Origin of the sequence: Streptomyces sp. NPDC004667 (genome assembly GCF_040609475.1) — a bacterium.
Classification (GTDB): Bacteria; Actinomycetota; Actinomycetes; order Streptomycetales; family Streptomycetaceae; genus Streptomyces.
Genome location: NZ_JBEXKC010000021.1, coordinates 103,963 through 110,325, shown reverse-complemented (window position 1 = coordinate 110,325; position 6,363 = coordinate 103,963). Strand labels below are relative to the sequence as shown.

The following is a 6,363-nucleotide window of genomic DNA, read 5'->3' as shown; positions in this document are numbered from 1 at the left end:
TGTTGTTCTCCCTACTCCGTACGGAGTAGGGAGAACAACACACCACACCCCCTCCGAGACTTTCCGCGAGGCCCAACCGGCCGTTTGCGATCTTGATTTCCCCGCCGTGATTCTGAGGTGGTGCCGAGGCGCCCGGCACACACCGACACTCACAACTCACCGGGGGGAAACCCGTGCTCGAACTGATCAACCAGACCGTCCCGCTCGTGATGGGCAGCATCTCCTTCGTCGCCCTCGCCTCCAACCCGCTCGCCCCGTGCGGCCCCGAGGCCAAGAAGCAGGCGGAGACCATCCGGGAGCACCTGCGCGCCGTGGCCAACCACGCTCGCGCCATCATGGTGCTGATCATCCGGAAGACCGGCGCGACCGGAACCAACTAAGCGCCCGGCTCCCTTGGCGGCCCGGCGCCGTCCGCCAAGGGAGCCGCTCCGGCACCAGGTCTCAATGCGGCATAGATTGGGCAGTTGAGACGACCACCTGTGGGGGGACCATGGCCGACCTGCGTGCGCTGTTCAGCTCCAACAACCCGTCGGAGTACGACGTGGTGGAGGCGTTCACCGACCGTCAGCACCAGTGGGCGGTGGTCGCGGCCGCGCTCGGCGAGCACCTGCAGCACGTGGCTCGGCCCGGCTTCGACGTCGAAGACCTCGAGTCCCCCCGTACGAACGTGGTGATGTTCCACGGGGTGGGCGGGGCCGGGAAGTCCACCCTGCTCCGCAAGATCGAGGCCGCCCTGACCACGGCCGATGACCGCCCCGCTCAGTGGGGTGAACCAGCCTGGACGCAGCGGCTCCTGCCGATCCGGATCGACCTGTCCCGCTCCGCGCAGGCCGGATCGGACTACGAGCGCGTCCTGCTGACGATCCGCCTCGCGCTCGCCGGCGGACTCGGCCGGACCCTGCCGTCCTTCGACGTGGCCCTGCGCAACTACTGGGAGACGGTCCACCCCGGCGAGCCCCTCGACGAATACATCCGGCGTACCGGGATCGCGGGCAAGGTCACCAGCATGCTGCCCAGCCAGCTCCAGGCCGGCGTCGGAGAACTCGCGGCCGCCCTCCAACTGCCCGGCCTGGTCGGCTCGGCCGCAGGCCAGCTCACCTCCGCCCTGGTCACCGCACTGCGTGAACGCCAGGAACGCGCCCAGGCCCTCGCCGGCGCCGCACGGACCGCGGCCCTGCTGGAAGCCACCCCGGACCTGGAAGCCCTGTCGTACTACCCGCACCTGCTGGCCTGGGACCTGAGCCGGCTGCCCGCGAAGAAGACGGTGACCCCGGTGGTCCTGCTGGACACCTTCGAGGACACCACGGACCGCCACCGCGACCTTGAACGCCTCCTGCAGCGCCTGGTCTGGCTCATGCCGAACGTCTTCTTCGTCCTCGCCGGGCGCAGCCGCCTGCTGTGGGCCGACCCGGCCCTCCACGGCCAGCTCGACTGGACCGGCCCCACCGCCTGGCCCGGCCTGTCCACCACCCGGAGCGTTCCCGGGCCCCGGACCGACGCACCGACCGGGCGCCAGCACCTGATCGGGGACCTGTCCGCCGAGGACTGCGAAACCCATCTCGCCCAGCGGCTCACCATCGAGGGCGGGCCCCTCATCGACGCCGACATCAGGGCCGCGATCACCCGCCGCTCCCACGGTCTGCCTCTCCACCTCGACCTCGCCGTCTCCCGGTTCCTGGAGATCCGCCGCACCGGCCGCACACCCACCCCGGCGGACTTCGACTGCTCCTTCCCCGCCCTGCTCGCCCGCACCCTCTCCGACCTCACCGCGGAGGAACGCCACCTCCTGCGCAGCGTCTCCCTCCTCGACGCCTGGGACCTGGAGCTGGCCACCCGGGCCGCCGGCCTCACCCAGCAGGCTGGCGCCCGACGCCTCACCGAACGCCCCCTGATCTCCGAGAACCCGTACGCGCTGTGGCCGTACCACCTGCACCGGGCGATCCGCACCGCCGTACGCGAGGACACCCACAGCGAGGACCGCTGGACGGACGCCGACTGGCAGCAGGCCGCCACCCGCGCCCTGACCGCCCTCGGCGAGCAGTGGACAGCAGCCACCACGCTCGGCCCCAGCCGCCTGCTCCTGGTCGCCTGCCTGCGCCAGGGCCTGCGGCTGGCCCGCGACCACAATCTCGCCGACCTCGGCTGGCTCACGGACGCCGCCTACACCTACACCGACGACTCCGTCTGGGAGCCGCTCACCCTCCCGACCGACACCGCCGGCGCCCCGGACACGCCCGCGGACGCCCTGGCCGAGCTCCTCACCGCGATCACCCGCCGCCAGCACGAACACCGCCAGCGCACGGTGGACCGGCTGACCGAGGTCCTCGACTCCGCCCTGCTGTCCACCGAGGTCACCGAACTGGCCCTGTACTACCGGGCCAAGGCATACAAGGACCTCGACCAGGGCGCCGCCGCCCGCGCCGGGATGCGGCAGGTCGCCGACGCCCACGGGCGCCTCGCACCAAAGGCCCGCCGCGGACTGGCCAACCTGGCCCGCCTCGCCGGAGACTTCCCCACCGCCCTGGCCGCCGTCCCCACCCTGGGCTGGAAAGGCCGCCACCACCGCGTCCTCGGCGACATCCGCTGGTCCCAAGCCGACACCGCAGCCGCTGTCGCCGCCATCGAAGCCGGCCGTACCGAAGCCGAGCAGCACGGCGCCACCGGCGAGCGCGCCATGATGCAGGTCCGCCTCGCCCTCGCCGTCTCCTTCGCCAACCCCGACCGAGCCGACGACGAGCTCGCCCTCGCCCACCAGCTCCTCGAGGGCATCGACCAGCGCTCCAACACCCTCCTCACCAAGGTCGTCGCCCTGATCAAGGACGCCGGAACCAGCGGCGTCACCGACCGCGCCCAAAGCCTGAACGCCGAGATCGAGGCCGCGGGCCTCCCCTTCCTCCACCGGTTCGTGGAGCTCGCCCTCGCCTTCCACCACGCCGTCCGCGGCGAGGACCAGCACCTGGCCGACACCATCGACCGGCTGCGCACACTGACCACCACCGGCGACTTCGCCTACTTCACCGACATCGCCCACTTCATGGGCGCCCTGCCCCTGACGCGGCCGTCGACCACCCGCTGGACCACGAGCGAAGACGACGTCCGCTCCGCATGGCGGGGCCTCGTCCAGACCCGGCAGGAACACCTGCTCGCCGGAACCTGACCCAGGACGCATCACGGCCCCGACCAGAGGTGACTGGTCGGGGCCGCCGTCGTGTACGGGCCGGGCACCAGGCCCGGGGAAGTCAGCCCGCGTCGGGGCGCCGGCCGACGAGCTGAGAGAGCAGCTCTACGATCTGGGCCTGGTTCCGGTCGATCTTCTGCTCCAGGCCGCTGACCGTGCTCATCAGGGTGTCGACCTTCTGGTCGAGGTTGCTGACCTTGAGCTGGAGGGTGGTCAGCTCGCTCTTGATGATCCCAAACTCGCGGACGTTCTGATCCTGAGCCTGCTCGTGGCGCCGGGTCAGGGCAGCGAGCTCGCTGTGGGCGATGGGGTCCTCAGGCACGCGGGCACTCCTGCCAGATCACAAAACCGCAGATAAGAAGACTCCACGATATCGCGCCCGCACCCCCGTACGACCTCCGGTTCCGCAGGCCTCTCACTCAGCTCCCGACGCGTGGGCCACACCCAGCAGCCACAGGTGCCCTACGGCTGCCCCGGACTGGGCTCAACCACTGCCGTTTCTCCCTGCGGGTGCGTGTATCAACTCGTTGTGCCGGCCTTGTCCCGCAGCCGGTCGGTCTTCTCGGCGAAGCCGGGATCCGAGCGGCGCCGGTGGTAGACCGCTTCTGGCTGGATACCCGCAGCGAGGGCGGCTTGGCGCATGACGCCGGTCCTGCGCAGCTGCCGGTAGAACTCCTTCCACTGTTCTTCGCCGACGGCAGCGGTTGTGCTGCTCGGGCGCGGGGTGCGGAGGGCTTCGGTCATGGCGGCGGCGAAGGCGGGATCGCGCCGCCGGCGCTGATATACGACGGCGGTGGTGATGCCGATCTCGGCGGCCGCGGCGGTGACGGTCAGGCCGGCATCGAGGTGGACGAGGAACGCCTGGCGGCGTTCGGGGGTGAAGCGGGGCGCCCGGACCCCGGCCCGACCCGGAGAGGCCGCCGCAGCCGCGTCGCAGGCAGCCCCGAAGGCCAAATCCTCGCTGCGCCATTTCCCTGCCTGGCCGCCGCCGCCGAAGAGAATCTGCGACGCCAGGGTCGGCGTGCAGCCGAGAGCGAGCAGGCGCAGGTAGTCGGCACGGCCGGTGATCCCCGCCGCGCCCTGCTCGTCGGGATCCACTCCGGCCAGCGCCAGGGTCAGTGCCGTGTCGGTGCGGGCTGCCGTGAAAACCGCCCTGATCGCGATGCCGATCAGCTGCGCGGCGTCGGAAAGGTCCTGGCCGGTTCGCAGGCGGGCCAGGAGAGCCGACCGTTTGCGGGGCGGCAGGGCTTCGGGCATGAGCGCACGCTAGGGCAGGAGCGGCTCCGCCGCCGGACCAACACTCCAAAGGATCAGGCCAGCTCCAGCTGCCGGACGGGGTGAAACCTGAGGTCGCGGTGGATCAGGCGCTGCGGCTCGGCTTCCCCTTTGCCGTGGACTTCTTGGCGGCGGTCCTCTTCGGGGCCGTCTTCCTGGCGGGGAGGTCGTGAACCGTCGCGGGCTCACGCCGGGTGGCCTTGGCATCCTGGACCGACTTCTCCAGCATGGCCATGAGGTCAACGACCCCAGCCGAGGCGGGCAGGCTCTCCTCAGCCGTCGCGGGTGGAATGCCGGTGCCGGCCTTCGCCGCGATGACCTCCTCCAGGGCGGCCCGGTAGTCGTCGCGCATTTCCTCCAGGCCGGTCCCGGCGAGGGTCTCTGCGAGCCGGACGGCGGCATCCACCTCCTGCTCGGAGACAGCCGTGTCGGGGACCGGGACCTGGGAAGTGGAGCGGATCTCGTCGGGCCACCGCAGGGCGTGCAGCATGATCGCGTTCTCCTTGACCCGCAGGAGCCCCAGCCGCTCGCGGTCGCGCATCGCGAACTTCGCCACCGCCACCTTGCTGCTGCGCTCCAGAGCTCGGCGCAACAGCTCGTACGGCTTCGCGGCGACGCTTTCGGTTGCGGCGAGGTAGTAGGAGGCGCCGATCTGGATGGGGTCGATACTCGCGGCCGGCACGAAGGACACGATCTCGATGGCCTTGGCGGTCGGCAGGGGCAGGTTGTCGAGGTCCTGGTCGGTGACCGGGATGAGGGTGCCGGTGGCGGTCTCGTAGCCGCGGACGATGTCGTCCTGGCCGAGCTCCTGGCCGTCGAGCTCGCACACCTTGCGGTAGCGGACCCGGCCGCCGTCGGAGGTGTGGATCTGCCGGAAGCTGATGTCGTGCGACTCGGTCGCCGGGACCACCTTGATGGGGATGGTGACCAGGCCGAAGGAGATCGCACCGGACCAGATGGGGCGCACTGTCACCTCCGCTCGTGCCCCTCTTCCAGCCTCCCACCGAGGCTGCTGCGGTGCGTCGGGCTGGCAGCCGGGCGGGGCCGTCCGGGGGATCAGGCGGAGCGTCGACTTCCGCTATTAAATCGAACAGGTTTACGATAATGAGGTGACTGCCTCCGCCGGATGCTTCCCGGACGATCTGATCAAGCTGCAAGAACAGCTCCACCGTGCCCACGCCGAGCACCGCGCCTTCCTCGCCAGCCTGCCGTGGAGCGTGGAGCCCATGAAGGGCTGGGCCCGCGGCGAGCGCTACTCCCACCGGGGCGACGTCCCCGACAGCCCCGGCTGGAGCGAGGAGGAGAAGGAGACAGCGGCCCGGCTGCAGCGTGAGCTCCGCGAACTGGCCATCGCCGTAGGGGACCACCCCCACTGGGCGACCGTCCCGGCGGAGACCCGGGTCTCCGCCCGCATGGACCTGAAGAAGCGGACCCGCCCCGCGGACGAACCGAACGACGAGCCCGCAGAGGCCAAGGCGGCGTAGACCGTGTTCGGCTCCGACCCACTCCTGCCCCTGCCTCCGGAACTGGCCCAACTCCTGCTGATACGCCGCTGGCTGGAGCTGGTCCTCGCCCGCGTCGACGAGAGGATCACCGCGGTCCGCACCGTCGAGGCGGAGAAGGCCCGGCGCCGGCCGCCGCAGGAGCCGCCTCAGTGGTGGATCGAGTACGGCATCGGAGCCCGCCGCACCCCCGAGCGCGCCCACACCGGCCTGTGCCCCATGACCAGCCGCGGCAGACCCTCCACCGCCCAGAGCGTCCGCGAACTACTTCTCACGGCTCCGGACGTGCTGGCGTGCCCGCTGTGCCGGCCCGACAGCGAGCTGGGTCTCCTGGACCGCTGACGAGGGCGGGACTGCCGCGTCGGGGTGCCGGCTGGTGGGTGCCGCACGCCTCGTGAAGGCACCCAC

7 protein-coding genes are annotated in these 6,363 nt (G+C 71.1%); 4 read left to right on the top strand and 3 right to left on the bottom strand.

What is annotated here, in order from left to right; all coding sequences use genetic code 11:
- The first annotated feature begins 173 nt into the window (after nucleotides 1-173).
- Complete coding sequence (locus ABZW32_RS15085; protein WP_356215570.1) at nucleotides 174-380, top strand: hypothetical protein; 207 nt, start codon at nucleotides 174-176, stop codon at nucleotides 378-380.
- A 110-nt stretch (nucleotides 381-490) separates the two neighbouring features.
- Nucleotides 491-3,157, top strand: a complete 2,667-nt coding sequence (locus ABZW32_RS15080; RefSeq protein WP_356215568.1) for an ATP/GTP-binding protein — start codon at nucleotides 491-493, stop codon at nucleotides 3,155-3,157.
- Between the two features lie 82 nt (nucleotides 3,158-3,239).
- On the opposite strand, the gene ABZW32_RS15075 is transcribed toward ABZW32_RS15080, so the two are convergent.
- The 3 genes from ABZW32_RS15075 to ABZW32_RS15065 all read right to left on the bottom strand — a co-directional run bounded on the left by ABZW32_RS15075 (nucleotide 3,240) and on the right by ABZW32_RS15065 (nucleotide 5,420).
- Nucleotides 3,240-3,500, bottom strand: a complete 261-nt coding sequence (locus ABZW32_RS15075) for a hypothetical protein (RefSeq protein WP_356215566.1) — start codon at nucleotides 3,498-3,500, stop codon at nucleotides 3,240-3,242.
- A 197-nt stretch (nucleotides 3,501-3,697) separates the two neighbouring features.
- A complete protein-coding gene (locus ABZW32_RS15070) occupies nucleotides 3,698-4,435 on the bottom strand; it encodes a hypothetical protein (RefSeq protein WP_356215564.1) in 738 nt (245 codons plus the stop codon).
- A 103-nt stretch (nucleotides 4,436-4,538) separates the two neighbouring features.
- Nucleotides 4,539-5,420, bottom strand: coding sequence for a Ku protein (locus ABZW32_RS15065; protein WP_356215580.1), 882 nt, complete (start codon nucleotides 5,418-5,420; stop codon nucleotides 4,539-4,541).
- Nucleotides 5,421-5,562: 142 nt separating this feature from the next.
- Between ABZW32_RS15065 and ABZW32_RS15060 the strand changes: the two genes are divergently transcribed.
- Both ABZW32_RS15060 and ABZW32_RS15055 read left to right on the top strand, forming a co-directional pair.
- Nucleotides 5,563-5,937 carry a hypothetical protein gene (locus tag ABZW32_RS15060; RefSeq protein WP_356215563.1) on the top strand — a complete coding sequence of 125 codons (375 nt, stop codon included), beginning with the start codon at nucleotides 5,563-5,565 and terminating at the stop codon, nucleotides 5,935-5,937.
- A 3-nt stretch (nucleotides 5,938-5,940) separates the two neighbouring features.
- Nucleotides 5,941-6,297 (top strand): DUF6233 domain-containing protein, encoded by a 357-nt coding sequence (locus ABZW32_RS15055; protein WP_356215561.1) that lies wholly within the window; start codon nucleotides 5,941-5,943, stop codon nucleotides 6,295-6,297.
- Nucleotides 6,298-6,363 lie beyond the last annotated feature (66 nt).